General features: G+C 58.8%; 1 protein-coding gene. It reads left to right on the top strand.

What is annotated here, in order from left to right; genetic code table 11:
- Positions 1-13: 13 nt before the first annotated feature.
- Positions 14-1,363, top strand: a protein-coding gene (locus AC13RM_RS31420) for an IS3 family transposase (protein ID WP_488556143.1) whose coding sequence is annotated in 2 segments (ribosomal slippage) — positions 14-491 and positions 491-1,363 — 1,351 coding nt annotated over the 2 segments. Because the reading frame shifts where the segments join, the coding sequence is not laid out codon by codon here. This gene is flagged as partial in the annotation.

Below are 1,363 nucleotides of genomic sequence, written 5' to 3'. Positions count from 1 at the left end.
TCGGGGGTTTTGCATGTCCAAATACAGCAGCGCATTCAAGCGAGAAGTCATTGAGTATTACGGCAATGGAGAGCGTAGCTACCGGGAGGTAGGTCTGCGCTTCGGGCTTGATTATTCGATGGTGCGGCGGTGGGTCTCCAGCCACGCGGAGCATGGCTTGGCGGGCTTGGCACGTAAACATAGTCACTATGATGCGCAGTTCAGACTATCGGTCCTCGAACGTATGTGGAAAGATGGTCTGTCCCGTCGACAGGCGGCCGCGCTTTTCGACATTCGCAACGCCGGTTGCCTCTCAGTCTGGGAGAGGCAATATGAGCGCGGTGGGCTTGAGGCCCTTGCCCCGCGCCGGAGAGGCAGACCACGATCGATGCCCGAGCCCCCTACCACGGACACCAGCACGGATGGAGCGCAGGATGACGCTGCCAAGAGCCGCGAGGAATTGCTGGCGGAACTGGCCTATCTGCGCATGGAGAACGCCTACCTAAAAAAACTGGAGGCCTTAACGCAGGCGCGTCACGCGCCGAACGGACGCAAGCCGTCCAGGCGTTAAGGCCGCAGCATCCGCTCGACGGGCTGCTGGCGCTTTCGGGCCTGGCGCGTAGCACGTTCTATTATCAGCAGAAGGTGCTCTCCTCCGGCGACCGACATGCGGCGCTGAAGGTGACGATCCGATCGATCTTCGATGAACACAAGGGACGCTACGGCTATCGTCGGGTGACGGCGGCGATCCGTGGCCGCGGAGAGGCGGTCAACCACAAGACTGTCCAGCGGCTGATGGTCGAGATGAGGCTGAAGTCCCTGGTTCGGCCGAAGAAGTACCGCTCTTACAAGGGCCAGGCTGGGCACGTCGCGCCAGATCTCATCCAACGACAGTTCGCTGCCCGGCGCATGAACCAGAAGTGGGCAACCGATGTCACCGAGTTCAAAGTCGCCGGCGAGAAGCTCTTCCTGTCGCCGGTCATGGACCTCCACAATGGCGAGATCATCGCGTATGAGATGGCGAGGCGGCCGATCTTCAAGCTGGTCAGGGACATGCTCAACAAGGCATTGACCAAGCTCCATGACGATGACAGGCCGATCCTGCATTCCGATCAGGGATGGCAATATCAGATGCCAGAATGGAGCCGTATGCTCCAACAAGGCAATGTCGCCCAAAGCATGTCACGCAAGGGCAACTGCCTCGACAATGCCGCCATGGAGAGCTTCTTTGCCACGCTCAAGTCCGAGTTCTTCCATCCCAATCAATTCGACAGCATCGACAATCTGCGAGACGGAATCGAGGAATACATTCGCTACTACAACAACGATCGCATCAGGATGAAACTCAAAGGGCTGAGCCCTGTGAAATACAGGACCCAGCCCT

The organism is Martinezella sp. CNPSo 3732 (assembly GCF_057784515.1).
The sequence above is the reverse complement of the archived record's forward strand: the minus strand, read 5'-3'. Positions and strand labels throughout refer to the sequence as shown.